Annotated in this window: 13 protein-coding genes and 3 pseudogenes; 12 read left to right on the top strand and 4 right to left on the bottom strand. The window is 62.8% G+C overall.

The genetic code is table 11. The features are described 5' to 3' along the window. Nucleotides 1–20: 20 nt before the first annotated feature. The 4 genes and pseudogenes from OMK73_RS23600 to eno all read left to right on the top strand — a co-directional run bounded on the left by OMK73_RS23600 (nt 21) and on the right by eno (nt 5,509). Nucleotides 21–1,378 (top strand): annotated as a pseudogene (locus OMK73_RS23600) (dicarboxylate/amino acid:cation symporter). 27 nt (nt 1,379–1,405) lie between these two features. After that, nucleotides 1,406–2,701, top strand: coding sequence for a glycerate kinase type-2 family protein (locus tag OMK73_RS23595; protein WP_267604160.1), 1,296 nt, complete (start codon nt 1,406–1,408; stop codon nt 2,699–2,701). 3 nt (nt 2,702–2,704) lie between these two features. Next, nucleotides 2,705–4,135 (top strand): pyruvate kinase, encoded by a 1,431-nt coding sequence (gene pyk, locus OMK73_RS23590; protein ID WP_267604159.1) that lies wholly within the window; start codon nt 2,705–2,707, stop codon nt 4,133–4,135. 42 nt (nt 4,136–4,177) lie between these two features. Beyond that, a complete protein-coding gene (gene eno / locus OMK73_RS23585; protein WP_267604158.1) occupies nt 4,178–5,509 on the top strand; it encodes a phosphopyruvate hydratase in 1,332 nt (443 codons plus the stop codon). Nucleotides 5,510–5,739: 230 nt separating this feature from the next. On the opposite strand, the gene OMK73_RS23580 is transcribed toward eno, so the two are convergent. Further along, the gene (locus tag OMK73_RS23580) at nt 5,740–6,084 is read right to left on the bottom strand and encodes a DUF4148 domain-containing protein (protein WP_267604157.1); all 345 of its coding nucleotides are present in this window, start codon (nt 6,082–6,084) and stop codon (nt 5,740–5,742) included. A gap of 272 nt (nt 6,085–6,356) precedes the next feature. Here OMK73_RS23580 and OMK73_RS23575 point away from each other — a divergent pair, with 272 nt between their 5' ends. Both OMK73_RS23575 and OMK73_RS23570 read left to right on the top strand, forming a co-directional pair. Continuing rightward, nucleotides 6,357–6,623, top strand: a complete 267-nt coding sequence (locus OMK73_RS23575; RefSeq protein WP_267604156.1) for a hypothetical protein — start codon at nt 6,357–6,359, stop codon at nt 6,621–6,623. 364 nt (nt 6,624–6,987) lie between these two features. Further along, complete coding sequence (locus OMK73_RS23570) at nt 6,988–7,416, top strand: hypothetical protein (protein WP_267604155.1); 429 nt, start codon at nt 6,988–6,990, stop codon at nt 7,414–7,416. A 199-nt stretch (nt 7,417–7,615) separates the two neighbouring features. Here OMK73_RS23570 and OMK73_RS23565 read toward each other — a convergent pair whose 3' ends face one another. Continuing rightward, the gene (locus tag OMK73_RS23565) at nt 7,616–8,254 is read right to left on the bottom strand and encodes a TetR/AcrR family transcriptional regulator (protein ID WP_267606488.1); all 639 of its coding nucleotides are present in this window, start codon (nt 8,252–8,254) and stop codon (nt 7,616–7,618) included. A gap of 223 nt (nt 8,255–8,477) precedes the next feature. Between OMK73_RS23565 and OMK73_RS23560 the strand changes: the two genes are divergently transcribed. Continuing rightward, nucleotides 8,478–8,879 carry an ester cyclase gene (locus OMK73_RS23560; protein WP_267604154.1) on the top strand — a complete coding sequence of 134 codons (402 nt, stop codon included), beginning with the start codon at nt 8,478–8,480 and terminating at the stop codon, nt 8,877–8,879. Between the two features lie 43 nt (nt 8,880–8,922). Beyond that, nucleotides 8,923–9,678, top strand: coding sequence for an SDR family oxidoreductase (locus OMK73_RS23555; protein ID WP_267604153.1), 756 nt, complete (start codon nt 8,923–8,925; stop codon nt 9,676–9,678). 160 nt (nt 9,679–9,838) lie between these two features. Here OMK73_RS23555 and OMK73_RS23550 read toward each other — a convergent pair whose 3' ends face one another. Further along, nucleotides 9,839–10,432, bottom strand: a complete 594-nt coding sequence (locus OMK73_RS23550; RefSeq protein WP_267604152.1) for a J domain-containing protein — start codon at nt 10,430–10,432, stop codon at nt 9,839–9,841. Between the two features lie 292 nt (nt 10,433–10,724). Between OMK73_RS23550 and OMK73_RS23545 the strand changes: the two genes are divergently transcribed. Together OMK73_RS23545 and OMK73_RS23540 are read left to right on the top strand one after the other, a co-directional pair. Next, a complete protein-coding gene (locus OMK73_RS23545) occupies nt 10,725–11,060 on the top strand; it encodes a DUF3175 domain-containing protein (protein WP_267604151.1) in 336 nt (111 codons plus the stop codon). An 86-nt stretch (nt 11,061–11,146) separates the two neighbouring features. Next, nucleotides 11,147–12,168 (top strand): annotated as a pseudogene (locus OMK73_RS23540) (class I fructose-bisphosphate aldolase). A 49-nt stretch (nt 12,169–12,217) separates the two neighbouring features. Here the strand turns inward: OMK73_RS23540 and OMK73_RS23535 are convergent. Then, nucleotides 12,218–12,328 (bottom strand): annotated as a pseudogene (locus OMK73_RS23535) (helix-turn-helix domain-containing protein); the annotation flags it as partial. A 267-nt stretch (nt 12,329–12,595) separates the two neighbouring features. On the opposite strand from OMK73_RS23535, the gene OMK73_RS23530 reads away from it, so the two are divergent. Then, on the top strand, nt 12,596–13,390 hold the full coding sequence (locus OMK73_RS23530) for an SDR family NAD(P)-dependent oxidoreductase (RefSeq protein WP_267604150.1): 795 nt from the start codon (nt 12,596–12,598) through the stop codon (nt 13,388–13,390). Between the two features lie 250 nt (nt 13,391–13,640). Continuing rightward, entirely contained in the window at nt 13,641–14,609 is a 969-nt protein-coding gene (locus OMK73_RS23525) for an NAD-dependent epimerase/dehydratase family protein (RefSeq protein WP_267604149.1), read from the top strand. The last annotated feature ends 93 nt before the right edge of the window (nt 14,610–14,702 follow it).

The raw sequence follows: 14,702 nt of genomic DNA, 5'->3' as shown, positions 1-14,702 counted from the left end.
GCGTCGCCACAGGAGACATCATGAAAAGGCGACTCATAGGCTCACTGTATGTTCAGGTGCCCATTGCCGTGGCGGCGGGCATCCTGCTGGGTATCTTCATGCCCCATATCGGCAGCGAGCTCAAACCACTTGGCGATATCTTCATTCGCCTCATCAAGATGGTGTTTGCACCCATCATCTTTGCGACCGTTGTGCTCGGCATCGCCAAGATGGAAAGCATCAAGGATCTCGGCAGGGTGGGCTGGCGTGCGCTGCTGTACTTCGAAGTGCTGTCGACGTTCGCGCTGCTGCTCGGCGTGATCGTCGTCAATGTGGTTCAGCCTGGGCATGGCATGAACGTCGACCCGGCGACGCTCGACACGAAGAGCATTGCCGCCTATACGGCACAGGTGAAGCACGAAGGCATCATGGACTTCCTGCTCAGCCTCGTGCCGATGAGCATCGTCGATGCGCTCGCCAAGAACACATCCTGCAGATCCTCGTGTTCTCGGTATTCATGGGCGTGGCGCTGGCACACCTGGGCGAACGCGGCAAGCCCTTCGTCGCCGCGCTGGACTCGTTCGCCAACGCCATGTTCGCGGTCGTCGGCATGATCATGCGCTTCGCGCCGATCGCCGCGTTCGGTGCGATGTCCTTCACGGTAGGCAAATACGGATTTGGCTCCATCGCGTCGCTGGGCAAGCTGGTTGCCACCATGTATGGGACCTGCGCGCTGTTCGTGCTGATCGTCCTGGGTGCAATCTGCCGCGCCTGCGGGTTCAGCTTGCTGAAGTTCCTGAAGTACATCAAGGACGAAATCCTGACCGTGCTGGGTACGAGCTCGTCGGAATCCGTCATCCCGCAGTTGATGCGCAAGCTGGAAAACGTTGGCGTGTCGAAGCCCGTCGTTGGGCTGGTGGTGCCGGCGGGGCTTACCTTCAACCCCGATGGCCAGTGCATCTACTACACCATGGCCGCAATCTTTATCGCACAAGCCACCAACACGCCCTTGACCCTCACCGACCAGTTCGTCGTGCTCGGCGTGCTGCTGCTGACGTCGAAGGGCTCCGCGGGCATCACCGGCTCGGGCTTCATCACCCTGGCCGCAACGCTCGCGTCGCTGGGGAAGATTCCGGTGGCCGGCATGGTGCTCTTGCTTGGCGTGGACCGTTTCATGTCGGAGGCGCGCGCCATTACCAACACCATCGGCAACGCGGTTGCGACCATGGCGATTGCCAAGTGGGTCGGCGCACTCGATGAGGACCGTGTCCAGCGCGTGCTCAATGGCGAAGTCGACCCCGAAGACCTGGAGGAACTCTATGAGGGTGTCGCCCAGGAATCGATCCCGCTGGTGCCGTTGCAGCCCAACTATGCAGCCGACGCCCGCAAGAGCGCTTGAAGCCGGAACGGAAACAGGTAACGCATCGTGAAACACGCCATCATTGAAAACCCCAAGGCATTCCTGGAGTCGCTCTTCCGGACTGCCGTATCCGCAGCGGACCCGCAGGACTGCCTAGCGTGCGCATTACCCGAGCCGCCGGTCGGTCGCACCATCGTCGTCGGGGCCGGCAAGGCAGCCGCCAGCATGGCGCGGGCGCTGGAACGCGCTTGGCCAGGCCCATTGGCCGGCCTGGTCGTGACGCGGTACGGCCACGCCGCGCCGACCTCGCGCATCGAAGTGGTCGAAGCCGCGCATCCGGTGCCCGACGCGGCTGGCCAGCGCGCCGCGGTTCGCATGCTGGACATGATCTCGGGACTGTCCGAAGACGATCTGGTCATCTGCCTGATTTCCGGCGGGGGCTCCTCACTGCTTAGCCTTCCGCTTGCCGGCATCAGCCTGGACGAGAAGCGCGCCGTCAACCAGGCGCTCCTGGCCAGCGGCGCGACCATCTCGGAGATGAACTGCGTGCGGCGGCATCTATCCAGCATTAAAGGTGGAAGGCTTGCCGCGGCGTGCCATCCGGCTCGCGTGGTGACGCTGTTGATTTCAGACGTACCCGGCGACGATCCGGCCAATATCGCTTCCGGGCCAACGGTATGCGACGCGACGACGTGCCAGGACGCGCTGGATATCGTCCGGCGCTACGGGATCCTGCTCCCGGCCAGCGCAGAGCGTCTCCTGGTGTCCGGCGGCGGGGAGTCCATCAAGCCTGGCGATGAACGCCTCGCGCACAGCGAGGTGCACATGATCGCGACGCCAGCAATCTCCCTTGCCGCCGCGGCGCAGGCAGCGGCGGCCGCGGGCATCCGGCCCTATGTACTGGGGGACCGCATCGAAGGCGAGGCTGCCGACGTGGGCAAGGTGATGGCCGGCATCGCCTTTCAGGCCGCGCAGGGGACCGCGCCATTCCAACTGCCGTGCGTGCTCCTGTCAGGGGGCGAGACCACCGTCACGGTGAAGGGCAATGGCCGCGGCGGGCGCAATGTGGAATTCCTGCTTTCTCTGGCCATTGCGCTGGACGGCCACCCCGGTGTCTTCGCACTGGCAGCCGATACGGATGGCGTGGATGGCATAGAAGAGATCGCAGGGGCATATGCCGACCCCACGACGCTTTCGCGAGCCTGGCAGGCAGAGATGGCGCCGCACGCCTTCCTCTCCAACAACGACGGCCACACTTTCTTCGAGGCGCTTGGCGACGCCATCGTCACGGGCCCCACTCTTACCAACGTCAACGATTTTCGCGCCATGCTGATTACCAGCCCGGCCGGAAAAGGATGCTAGATCATGCGCCGCACTCGAAATGCCAAGATTGTCGCCACCGTCGGACCGGCCAGCAGCGATGCGGCAAGCCTTCGCCGCCTGTTCATGGCCGGCGCCGACGTTTTCCGGCTGAACTTCAGCCATGGCACGCATGCCGACCACAAGGCACGCCTCAACCTCATCAGGGATCTGGAGACGGAGCTGGGACGGCCAATCGGCATCTTGCTGGACCTGCAAGGGCCAAAGTTGCGCGTGGGCCAGTTTGGGAACGGTCCCGTTACGCTCGTGCAAGGCCAGACGTTCCGGCTTGATATGGGCAAGGACCGTCCGGGCGACGCGAGCCGGGTTGCGCTGCCCCATCCCGAGATCTTTGCGGCGCTGAAAGCGGAGACCGACCTGTTGCTCGATGATGGGAAGCTTCGCCTCCGGGTAAAGGCATTCGGGCCGGACCATGCCGAGACCGAAGTGATCGACGGTGGGGTGCTGTCCGACCGCAAGGGCGTCAACGTGCCAGGCGTCGTGCTGCCGCTGTCGGCCTTGACCGCGAAGGACCGCGAAGACCTGGACTATGGCTTGTCGCTCGGAGTCGACTGGATCGCCTTGTCCTTTGTCCAGCGCGCGGAGGATATTCGCGAGATCAAGCAGATTGTCGGAAACCGGGCCAGCATCGTCGCCAAGCTGGAGAAGCCGGCGGCCATCGCGGAGTTGCATGCCATCGTCGCCGAAACCGACGCGGTGATGGTCGCCCGCGGCGATCTTGGGGTCGAAATGCCCGCCGAGCAGGTGCCATCCATTCAGAAGCGCATCGTGCAGGCTTGCCGCAAGGCGGGCAAGCCCGTCATTGTCGCCACGCAGATGCTGGAATCCATGGTGAGCTCGCCCGTACCGACGCGCGCCGAAGCTTCCGACGTGGCCACGGCCATCTACGATGGCGCCGACGCCGTCATGCTCTCCGCGGAATCCGCTTCCGGCAAATACCCCGTCGAAGCCGTGCAGATGATGAACAGCATCATTGTGCAGACGGAGGCGGACCCGTACTACAGGGAGGTCATGGAGGCATCGCAGACCCCGCCGGAGCCGGACATCGCCAACGCCATCGGCAGCGCAATGCGCCGCGTTGCCGGGCTTCTCCACGTAGCCACCACCGTGGCTTACACAAGCTCAGGCTATTCCGCCATGCGCATGTCTCGCGAGCGTCCCGAGGCTCCCATCATCGGCATGACCCCCAATCTACATGCTGCGCGCGCCATGGCTCTCGTCTGGGGCGTGCATGCGGTCGTCATCCATGAGGTGGAAAGCGTGACCGAAATGACGACCTACGCTTGCGACACAGCCGAGAGCGAGGGCTTTGCCACTTCGGGGCAGGTCATCGTGATCTCTGCGGGCATGCCCTTCGGCACGCCTGGCACGACTAACCTGCTTCGCATCGCAACGCTCGGCCAGCCAGCCGCCTGACAACCCTCGGCACCCACGACATCACTATTTGAGGCATGCATCATGACCGTCATCCGATCCATTCGAGGCTTCGAGGTATTGGACTCCCGTGGCAATCCCACGGTGGCCGCAGAGGTGACACTGGCCGATGGCGCCTGCGGATATGCGGCCGCACCCTCGGGCGCCTCCACCGGCAGCCGGGAAGCGCTGGAACTCCGGGACAATGACCCAGCTCGCTACGGCGGCAAGGGCGTGCGGCAGGCCGTCAAACACGTCAGCGAAGACCTGAGCGCAACGCTGGTCGGTTGCGACGCGGCGGACCAGGCGGCCGTGGATGGTTTGCTCCTGCAAGCGGACGGTACGGAGACGAAATCCCGCATGGGCGCGAATGCGCTCTTAGCGGTGTCGCTCGCCACCGCCAGGGCAGCGGCTGCATCCCAGCGGGTGCCCTTGTACAGACGCATCTCGACGGCCGACCGCTTCATGCTGCCAGTACCGATAATGAATGTGATCAACGGAGGCGCCCACGCGGACAACAACGTCGACATACAAGAGTTCATGATCTTGCCGGTAGGCGCCACGTCATTTGCCGAGGCGATCCGATGGGGCGCAGAGGTATTTCACTCGCTCAAGAGCGTACTGCGAAAACGCGGCCTCTCTACCGCCGTGGGTGACGAGGGCGGGTTCGCTCCTGATCTCCCCTCCAATGAGGCTGCGCTAGAAGCGATCATCAGCGCAATCGAGCTCGCCGGCTATCGGGTTGGCCCCGATATCGCACTTGGGCTGGACGTCGCCAGTTCGGAACTCTACGAAAACGGGGTATATAGCCTGGCCTCCGAAGGCAAGCGCTTCGACGCCAACGGCTTCTGCGACTATCTCGCCACACTGGCGAAAAGCTACCCCATCGTCACGATCGAGGATGGCATGGCAGAAGACGACTGGGCAGGATGGAAGCTGCTGACGCAGACGCTTGGAGAACGCATTCAGCTAGTGGGCGACGACCTGTTCGTCACCAATACCGCCATCCTGGAGAGAGGCATCAAGGAAGGGATCGCCAACTCCATCCTGATCAAGCCGAATCAGATCGGAACCCTCACCGAGACCTTGGCAGCTATCTCGATGGCTGCTGCGGCAGGATACACGGCGGTCGTATCCCATCGCTCCGGCGAGACGGAAGACACAACGATTGCCGATATCGCGGTAGGGACTTCGGCCACCCAAATCAAGACTGGCTCACTCTGCCGCTCGGATCGTGTGGCGAAGTACAATCGGATACTGCTGATCGAAACCGAGTTGGGCGAGCGGGCCACGTATGCGGGATCGACGGCGTTTTCGCGGCAACGCACGCGTGGTGGACGTGAAACGGATTCCCGGAAGGAAGAAACGTACATATAGTCGAATGATCGGCACTATGCCCACCCTCAAATTTGCTTCCATGGACATTAGTTCACCAATAGGTAGTAAAAGAGAATGCCGATGGTAATGATTCCAACGGCGTTCCAGAACCTGAACTGGTCGCGCTTCATGATTCCATCCGATCTGGATTGGTACGCCACAAGAAACCGTTCAACTGCCCCGCCAGCCGTATCTTCTTTCGAGAGGCCGTGTGGGACCTGTGCGCGTAATCAAGGCACCTGCTTCGTTTGCGCGGGCTGGCTTTCAGCGGTTTTTGCTGCCTGGTTTCCACCCATTAGCGCGTCCTTTTCCGCTTGATGCTTGGCTTCCAGCTTTCGTTCCGCCGCTTGAAGATCGGCGGGGTAGTCACCATTGTCGCCTTGGGAAGGGTTGTAACCGACCGACTCCAATTCTTCGAGTTCGTGCAGCACCTCTGCGCGAGTGACTTGATGCGTGGCGGGTGCCGGCGACGTTTGCGCGTGTACACAAAGCGAAGTTGCCATCAACGCGGCGCTCACGATGAGCGAACCGCGCATGCGCAGGACGAAAAGGCGAATCAGCGAATTCGATTTCATGGCAGTACTCCTTGGATGTTCGAGCGAGTGATGCCCGCGGTCGACTTGACTGCGCAGCATGACGCTCTGCATGGGTAAACCGCGGAACCGGCCTCCTTATTCCCCAATTTCTTTCGGGAATAAGACGGACGTTGCTGTGGTTTAACCAGTGCACGCCGGACGGTTGACAAGGATCCAGGAGATCCCTGCAACTCGTGCGACGCGACGTACCAAGGCGCCACACTTACGAAGTAGCACTTTGGTTTGCTGATTGAACCGCATTGGAGATTGTCATGAAACATCTCAGTCTGATTGCTGCCATCACCCTCACACTGGGGGCTGCGCACGCGTATGCCTGCGACATGGACGTCGCTGCCGGACCCGACGAAAGCGGCACCACGGGGTCGCAGGTGGCCCCGGCCGCAGGGCAGGCCACGATGCCGATGACGAGCAGCCCGGTTCCGATGGGCAAGACCGGCGAAGAGGTTCGTCAAGCGCTGATCCGCGCGAAGAAGGATGGCACGATGGAGCGCTTGAACGCGCTGTATGGCGGAGGCTGAACGGGTACTCGACATGAGCGGCACGCGCGTGGGGAGGACACACGATCGCGCTTTCCGGCGATCGTGGACACGGTCGAAGATAGATACCTGATCCGGTTGCTCCAAATCCTCTGCGGCTCTCCCTCGTTACGCCGGCGCTCTGACCCAATGTGGGAGAGGGAATATTCCTGGTGGTCCGCCGGTACTGCACATGACAGGCAGGAGGACACGATGATCGGAGACGACAAGTCTCGCCGCGGGAGATGTTTCTTTTCGGCAGATGGTGCCCGGGCGACGTCGACGTGCTGTCGATCGAGCGGCGGATGGCATTGAACGGACTTATTGCCGCCCCCAAAGGCGGATTCAAAGCTGAATGGAGAGCATCATGAACAAGCAATACTTTTTGAGGACTGTGCTAGTCGCAGGTACTTTTTCCGCTGCCTTGGCGGCTGGCTTCGCCCAGACGGCGGAGCCCAAAAACAGCGCGCATCCAGGCGACAAATATGGCTACGACTTCTACGTACCCGTGCCGAGTGCCTTTGTGGACGGCGCACGGATCGTCGCGGGACGCGACCTTACCGGAGTATCGGCGTCTCCTGGTCGCGAGCTGAACTCTGGCGTTGAGGCTGCTCCCGGCAAGCAGCCTGGCCCATCCGCAGAATCAGTCCGTACTCTCGCTGGCTGGGATCGAACCGGTCCGTCGGCGCCGCCGGAACGCAGCATTGAGCAGCGAGAAATCGATCGCGTAGCGATGTCCGGCGATGGGAGGCGTAGCGGAAAGTTCGATGTCTCCAGCGAGAGCGAGAACGCCTGACGATTTTTGGACAGGAACGAGGTGAGAGGAAATCCGTGACTCTCACGTTCGCCCGAAAATGCTGAATTGGAGTGCAAGATGCGCTTGCGAGATAGCATGTTTGTCCTGGTGGGCTTGGCCGAGGTCCCTTCCTGGCCAATAGGCGCCGGCTTTGGGCAGCGACCCAATGGCCGCTCTCCAAGCCCGAACGGACATTGCGCTACCCTCGGCGCGAGTGGCCACGTGATCGGATTGCGGGTTGCGCATCCACGGTAGTGAGGAGATGCTGGCGGCCCTCATCAAGAATTTCATCCGCGAGCGCCGGGTCAATGTCGGCAACCGCACGCGAAAGCAGCAACGTGCCAACCATTTGGCTGAACAGCGTGATCGCCTTCCTGCGGCTACCTTCTTTGATCCCATCCGTCTCTTCGATGACTCTGGTGAATCGTTCGAGATTCCCCGCGAGACCTTCTGCGTAAGCGTCGCGCGCCGCTTCGCCCAGCCGGCGGGCGTCGCCTACAAAACCCGACAAGGGACAACCCGCATCGATACTCGCGCGATGCTCGGGGGATAGATACCACTGAATCTGTTGCTTGATCGGGTCGGCGTCAGCTGATCTGGCGGCTTCGATTATCGAGGCAAACGCGTCTCCACCGTCCTCCATGGCCTTGTCCATCACCGCGGCGACCAGCGCGTCCTTTGATTTGAAGTGGTTGTAGAAACCGCCCTGCGTGAAGCCCGCCGCCTTCATCAGCTCGGCGAGCCCGACCGCATCGACGCCGCGCTCGCGAAACAGCTTCTCGGCGGCTGCCACGATCGCGTGCCGGTTTTCAATCGCCTGCTGCTTGGAAACACCCATTCCCCTCTCTTCGGCCGCCAACGGCCCAATAAGCCCCATCGAAAATACAATGTCGATCACCATTGACATTGCCGGGGGAGTCACCACAATCCATCACATGACAATGTCAGTCACCATTGTGTTAAGTATAACCCACTTGACTCAAACGTCCACGCAGCACGGACACAACGTCTACCCGACGCCTGACCGCGTCGCCGCTCGGCTCTTCAAAGAGGAACGCAACATGACGAAGACAACCCCTGAACAGAACAAGGCGCTTGTGCTGGAAGCATTCGACACCCTGTTCAACAAGCGCGACTACGTTGCAGCAGAGCACTTCTGGTCCGATCGCTACATTCAGCACAGCGCACATATCGCGCCGGGACGCGCAGGCCTGTTCGATCTGATCCGCACGCTGCCCGATACCTTGCGCTATGAGAACCAGCTGATCCTGGCCGAGGGTGACTATGTCATCGCGCATGGCCGCTTTTCGGGAATGGGCAGACCCGCCGCGTGGATTGCAGTCGACGTCATCCGTTTTGAAGACGGCAAACTCGCCGAGCACTGGGACGTCCTTCAGGACGAAGCGACCCAGGCGCAATCCGTGAGCGGCCTGCCGATGTTCGGCGACCGGTTCCCGGCCTGAGCACGCAAGCGTCAATCACTGAAGCATCAGCAAGGAAACGATCATGAAACTCACCGGAAACACGATCTTCATCACGGGCGGCGGTTCGGGCATTGGCCGCGGGCTAGCCGAGGCGCTCCACAAACGGGGCAACAAGGTCATCGTCGGCGGCCGCCGGCGTAGCCACCTGGACGAGGTGGTGGCTGTGAACCCTGGCATCGCCGCGGTCGAGCTCGACATCACCGATCCCGCCAGCATCGAGTGGGTAGCGGCGCAGTTGATCGCGGACTATCCCGATCTCAACGTGCTGATCAATAACGCCGGTGTCATGCAGCCGGACCAGGCGGGTGGCCAGATCGATGACGCGCTGATGGTGTCCACCATCACGACCAACCTCATGGGGCCGATCCGCATGACGTCCGCGTTGATCGATCACCTCAAGACCCGGAATGATGCTGTCGTCGCCTATACCAGCTCGGTGCTGGCTTTCGTGCCGTTGGCTGTGACTGCCGTGTACTCGTCGACCAAGGCGGCGCTTCATTCATACATCCTCTCGCAGCGCTTCATGCTACGGGACACGACGGTTCGCGTACTCGAGATCGCACCGCCTTGGGTGCGCACGGACCTCATGAACAGCCGCGAAGCCGAACAAGCGATGCCGCTTGAAGCGTTCATCGACGAAACGATCGCTGTCCTCGGAACCGATGCAGATGAGATTCTGGTTGAAGGCGCCAAGCTGTTCCGCGGCAACCCCGGTCCCGGTGAACACGACATGGTCAATGGCTTCAATGCACAGATGATGGCGATGATGGCTGGGTGATTCGCTGCCTGCCGGATACAGAGTGCCGCCGAGTGAGAGGGGATTGACTTGGATGCCCATAGCGCCGAGTGCCATAGCCAATGTCTTGGTCTTGGCCTTGGCGTTCGCCAGCCGGGCACAGGCTCGGATTCTTCGGCCTCGGCATGTCCCCCTCCCTCCGCTACGAGCGGATGCCGAACAAGCCGTGCCAGAACGAATCGAAGGCGCCGGGGTGACGCCTGGGCCGCGTCGCCTCGTCGGGGTTTGACGCCGCAGCCCCGCCGGGCGTCGGGGCAGCCTCGGTGTCAGGCCCGTCTGCGGCCGGCGCGCTTGCCCGCCGCGACGCCTCAAAGGCCCATGCGCTGTCCGCGATGCGTGCCGCCAGTTCCACGTCGCAGTCCCGGCCGAGCAGCACGCCGAAGATGACGTCGCGGTTGTGGCCGTCGTCGGCAAAGCGCATCGCGATGGCGACCATCTTCTCGTAGTGTTCCTGCGCGACGCGCTGGGCCTCGCGCTCCTGTTCTTCCTGCGCCTCGCGCTCGGCCTGGCAGCGCCGCATCTCCCGCTCGAATACTTCGTCGTAGATCTGGCGCTGCACGGCATCGGAAAGAATGGCGTAGGCATCGCGGATTTCCTGGAATGCCCCGTGCGCCTCCGCCTCGCGGCCAAGGTTGCGGTCGGGGTGCCACTTCATCGCGGCGCGGCGGTAGGCGCGCTTGATCTCGTCCAGGGTGGCATCCGATTGCACGCCGAGGGTCGCGTAGAGGGTGGTCATGGGCCTGGGGTGGCTGCTGGAAGGCTTTTATCCTAGCACGGGGTGACCCGCCAGCACGGTCACTGCCACGTCGATGTGGTGCTGTTATCGACAGTGCACTAGTGCCCTTATGCCCTCATGCCAGCTTATACGCACATCGACGCCATTCGGCACGGTTCGGCTCTTGTCGTGGCGGCCTCGCCGATAGGGCATGCCGCTGGCGGTACCGCGTCTTGCAGCCCCCGGAGCGGCCAAGACGGCGAAAAGTTGCCCAGGCTTGATGCATGCCGATGAAACTGTGGGAGGACCAGAGATGGCCGCCACGAAATCCACTCGCCGGCCGGCAAAGGGCCGCGCCGGTACTAGCGCCGGGACCGTGCGGCGCTGGTCGCAGGATGTGACCGTGCGCAGCAATGCACTGGACCTCGAACCGCATCTCTTCGCCTCGGACAGCCCCGAGGAGATCGCCGCCTCGCTCAAGCGGTCCGCCCTGAGCAGCCGGCGCCGCAAGGGCACGGCTTTCCAGTCGGCGATGTCGATGCTCAACTTCTACATCAATCGCGCCGGCCGTAACCTGCCCAGGGAGCCCCGCGCCACGCTCGAGCAGGCCAAGGGCAAGCTGCGCGAGGCGTTCGGGCGGCCACCATAAGCACCGGCCACGCGCCCCCGGCTCGCTTGCGCGATTGCGTGTGCGAGCTAATGCTTGTTCCCATGTCATCTTCGCGGAGCAACATCATGGACACACGAAGTGAGCTGCAAGCCACCGTGGACGCCCTGGTTCAAGCGGGAAAAGGTCTGCTGGCCGCCGACGAGAGCGGCCCGACGATCGCCAAACGGTTCGAGCGCATCGGGGTGGAATCGAGCGAGGAGAGCCGCCGGGCGTGGCGCAACCTGCTCCTGTCGACACCAGGTCTTGGTGAATTCATCAGCGGCGTGATCCTGTACGAGGAAACGCTGGGCCAGCGCGCCGACGATGGCACGCCGCTGCCAGAACTGGCTGCGCGCCATGGCATCGTGCCCGGCATCAAGGTGGACAAGGGCAAGCTCGCGCTCGCCCATGCTCCCGGCGACGAGATCACCGAAGGCCTCGACGGGCTGGCCAAGCGGCTTGCCGGCTATCGCCAGCAGGGCGCGCGCTTGCCAAGTGGCGCGCGGTGTACAACGTGTCCGACCAACTGCCTGGCCGGCTTGCCATCCAGGCCAATGCGCAGGCGCTGGCACGCTATGCCGCGATCTGCCAGGAGACGGGCGTGGTGCCCATCGTCGAGCCCGAGGTGCTTATGGATGGCGCGCACTCCATGGCGCGTTGCGCCGAGGTCACCGAGGCCGTGCTGCACGAAGTCTTTCATGCCTTGCACCGGCATGCGGTGGTGCTCGAACACATGCTGCTGAAACCCAGCATGGTGCTCCCCGGCAAGGAGGCCGGGCACGCGGCGCCGGCCGAGGTTGCCATGCAGACCGTCCAGGTGCTCAAGCGCACGGTGCCGGCGGCGGTGCCGGGCATCTTCTTCCTGTCCGGCGGCCAAACGCCCACCGAGGCCACCGCCAATCTCGATGCCATGAACCGTCTCGCCCCGCAGCCCTGGCGGCTGGCCTTCTCCTACGGGCGCGCCTTGCAGGAGCCGCCTCTGCTGGCCTGGCACGGCGAAGCCGCTAACGCGGCGCAAGCGCAACGGGCGCTGCTGCAGCGCGCACGGCTGAATGGCCTGGCCTGCCTGGGGCAATACGAAGCGGCGCTGGAGACTGCTGCGGGCTGAGCTTTGGGAACATAGCCCAAAGTCGATTGATCGTTGGATGTGGGTTGAGAATACGTGCGCTCGCCGCCGCAGGAGAGTGTCCCAGCTTGCGTCCTGCAGCGGACAGCCCGCCCGGGTTTGCCGTTTCAACAAAAAGCCGGATGTCACCGAGTTTCTCCACGATATTTCCGTTCTTTTTGAAGATGATTCAACCGGTGGGCCAATTATCAAAGCGCGCCGGACCTTGCACAATGTGCCACATCAGCAATCGGCGATCGAATCCCCATGAAGCGCGTGCGAACGTTCCCGACAGGGCACGGGACGCCGTCAGCCTTGCATGAACGCCGCCGACCGCCGTCGCCAGCCAGGCAACGTGACCGGCAATCCAGGCCGGGATCAACGCGTCGGCGAGGCTAATGCAAGTTCATCCTTACACAAGGGGTAAAGAATGTTTGTTTATCGTGGCTCGACCGCTTTGATTACAGGGGCATCGAAAGGGCTAGGGAAGGTCTTCGCCGAGACACTTGCCGCACGCGGCATGAACCTGGTGCTGGTAGCGCGCTCTGGTGACGCTTTGCACGCCCTGGCGCAAGACCTTACCGCCAGGTACAGCGTCCAATGCGTCCCGCTCAGCGCCGACCTGGCCAATCCCTACGCCGCCATTCAGATCGGTGAGGAACTTGAGCACCGCGGCATTCAGGTCGACCTGCTGGTCAACAATGCGGGGCTTGGCCTGACCGGCAGCTTCCTCTCGCAGGATTTCAAGAAGGTACAGTCGGAGATCCAGGTCAACGTCCAGGCGCTGGTCGCGCTTACCCACCAGCTTGGCAGCGCAATGACAAAGCGGGGCAAGGGCGGCATCATCAATCTTGCGTCCAATGCAAGCTTTCAGCCGCTCCCTTACATGGGCACCTACGCCGCTACCAAGGCGTTCGTCCTTTTCTTCAGCGAAGCGCTGCAATATGAGCTTGCCGGCACGGGCGTTCATGTGATGGCAGCTTGCCCAGGACCCACGGCAACGAGCTTCTTTGATGGGGTGTCGACCGAGGTGTCGCCCAAGGACATGGACAGCTCGGAATCGGTTGTCCAAAAAACACTCAAGGCCTTCGATCGAAGGAAAGCGGTCGCCTACCCAGGGCGGACAAGCGTGCGAGCGGCCACCTGGATGTCGCGCTTTGTTCCCCGAACGCTCGTGGTTCGCCTCGCGGCAATGGCCACTGGAAAAATGGGGCTCCAAGGCTGAAAGCACTCGCAGACGTGTGCAGCCGGTCCCCGCACGCGTCTTCGCCATCGAGACGGGTCACCCAGGGCATCCGCACCCGCAAAATCGGACGCGGCCGTGCATAGGGTCGGCACCGGGACTTCGAGCTGCGCGCGAAGCGGGCTCAATTCAACGATTCGCCGGATCCGGACGGCGGCTTCTAACGCTCAGACTCATTGGATATGAACATGAAACATCAGGAAAGAACGCCGACTCGTCAAGGAGAAACGCAATGAAGATTCTCGTGACCGGAGCGACCGGCTATATCGGTGGTGCCGCCGCCAAGGCGCTCGTCAAACGTAGACACGAGGTCTTCGGCCTCGCGCGATCGGAAGAATCCGCCGGGCGGCTTCGCCTCGCCGGAATCACCCCTGTTGCCGGCGACTTCACCGACAACGCGAGCCTGATCAGAGCGGCCAGCGGAGTCGATACCATCGTCAGTACGGCAAGCATCGGCTCACTGGCGGGCAGCGCCGAAACGTTCGCGCAGGATCGGGACGCGATTCGCGCCATGCTTGGCGTTGTCGAGGGATCGGGCAAGACCCTGATCTTCACCAGCGGCTCGGCGGTCCTTGGCATCGTCAATGGCGGCGAGGCGACGCGCGACGTATTCGATGAAGATGTGCGCCTGCCGTTGCCGCCCGCGGTCTTCGCGCCTGCATCGGCAAATGTGCCGCCACTGCTGGTCGAAATGCTCGGCGCAGCCATGGGCGCGCGCGTCGAGACGGAGAAGGAAGTGGCAAACGCCTCGGGGATCCGGGGCATCGTGATGCGTCCGGGCCTCGTTTATGGAAACGGCGGCAGCTACGACCTGCCCGCCCTCATCCGCATGGCACGCGCTCAAGGCGTCGCGCCCCACCTCGGGGCAGGCGGCACGCTGCAGGGATATGTTCATGTGGATGATCTAGCCGAACTGTATTGTCTCGCGGTCGAGGGCGCGCCCGCTGGCGCAGTGCTGCACGGCGTAGCAGGTGAAGTCAGCCAGCGGGAGCTCGCCGCGGCCGTCAGCCGCATGATCGGCGCCGGCGATCGCACAGCGAGTCTCCGGTTCGAGGAGATGTACGCTGCCGGCGGCCCGGTCGGCGTGAGCCTCTCGTTGAACAAGCGCATGTCATCAGATAAGACACGCCGTCTGCTGGGCTGGTCGCCAACCCGCAAGGACATCCTGCACAATATCGAGTTCGGGTCGTACGCCGCCTGAGCGCTAGCAGCGGACCAAAGGGCAGACGGCTGGTCGGCGCGGGTGCTCCGTGCATCCGCGCCAACCGCTCCGCGACGGGTGCTGCGAAATCGG

This window comes from Cupriavidus sp. D39 (assembly GCF_026627925.1).
Lineage (GTDB): Bacteria > Pseudomonadota > Gammaproteobacteria > Burkholderiales > Burkholderiaceae > Cupriavidus > Cupriavidus ulmosensis.
This window is presented reverse-complemented; position numbering and strand designations above follow the sequence as displayed.

What these genes read in the sequence shown, in the direction of transcription:
- OMK73_RS23565 (WP_267606488.1), bottom strand. Translation starts at nt 8,254, where the DNA reads ATGGGTGTTTCCAAGCAGCAGGCGATTGAAAACCGGCACGCGATCGTG.
- OMK73_RS23580 (WP_267604157.1), bottom strand. Translation starts at nt 6,084, where the DNA reads ATGAAATCGAATTCGCTGATTCGCCTTTTCGTCCTGCGCATGCGCGGT.
- OMK73_RS23525 (WP_267604149.1), top strand. Translation starts at nt 13,641, where the DNA reads ATGAAGATTCTCGTGACCGGAGCGACCGGCTATATCGGTGGTGCCGCC.
- eno (WP_267604158.1), top strand. Translation starts at nt 4,178, where the DNA reads ATGACCGTCATCCGATCCATTCGAGGCTTCGAGGTATTGGACTCCCGT.
- OMK73_RS23575 (WP_267604156.1), top strand. Translation starts at nt 6,357, where the DNA reads ATGAAACATCTCAGTCTGATTGCTGCCATCACCCTCACACTGGGGGCT.
- pyk (WP_267604159.1), top strand. Translation starts at nt 2,705, where the DNA reads ATGCGCCGCACTCGAAATGCCAAGATTGTCGCCACCGTCGGACCGGCC.
- OMK73_RS23530 (WP_267604150.1), top strand. Translation starts at nt 12,596, where the DNA reads ATGTTTGTTTATCGTGGCTCGACCGCTTTGATTACAGGGGCATCGAAA.
- OMK73_RS23560 (WP_267604154.1), top strand. Translation starts at nt 8,478, where the DNA reads ATGACGAAGACAACCCCTGAACAGAACAAGGCGCTTGTGCTGGAAGCA.
- OMK73_RS23545 (WP_267604151.1), top strand. Translation starts at nt 10,725, where the DNA reads ATGGCCGCCACGAAATCCACTCGCCGGCCGGCAAAGGGCCGCGCCGGT.
- OMK73_RS23570 (WP_267604155.1), top strand. Translation starts at nt 6,988, where the DNA reads ATGAACAAGCAATACTTTTTGAGGACTGTGCTAGTCGCAGGTACTTTT.
- OMK73_RS23550 (WP_267604152.1), bottom strand. Translation starts at nt 10,432, where the DNA reads ATGACCACCCTCTACGCGACCCTCGGCGTGCAATCGGATGCCACCCTG.
- OMK73_RS23555 (WP_267604153.1), top strand. Translation starts at nt 8,923, where the DNA reads ATGAAACTCACCGGAAACACGATCTTCATCACGGGCGGCGGTTCGGGC.